General features: G+C 52.6%; 1 pseudogene. It reads right to left on the bottom strand.

The features are described 5' to 3' along the window. Positions 1-150 (bottom strand): annotated as a pseudogene (locus ACQ4LH_RS22025) (histidine kinase dimerization/phospho-acceptor domain-containing protein); the annotation flags it as partial. Positions 151-303: the final 153 nt, after the last annotated feature.

Here is a 303-nt window from a genome sequence, read left to right as displayed (position 1 = left end):
TATAAGAGACAGATCCAGCAGGGTTTCCAGATAGCCGGAGATTACTGTCAGCGGCGTGCGCAGCTCGTGGGAGACGTTGGCGACGAAGTCTTTGCGCATCTGCTCCAGCTGATACAGGCGGGTGATGTCGCGCACCAGCATCAGGTGTTCAACTCTCTTTTATACACACCTCCCAGCCCCCCAGACGAAACGAAGGACTTCGTATGCCGTCTTTTGCTTTAAAAAAAAAAAAAAAGAGCACAAGAGCTNTCTGCTCCAGCTGATACAGGCGGGTGATGTCGCGCACCAGCATCAGGTGTTCAC

The sequence above is a fragment of the Pseudomonas peli genome, from assembly GCF_050563605.1.
In the GTDB taxonomy this organism is placed as follows: domain Bacteria; phylum Pseudomonadota; class Gammaproteobacteria; order Pseudomonadales; family Pseudomonadaceae; genus Aquipseudomonas; species Aquipseudomonas peli_A.
The sequence above is the reverse complement of the archived record's forward strand: the minus strand, read 5'-3'. Positions and strand labels throughout refer to the sequence as shown.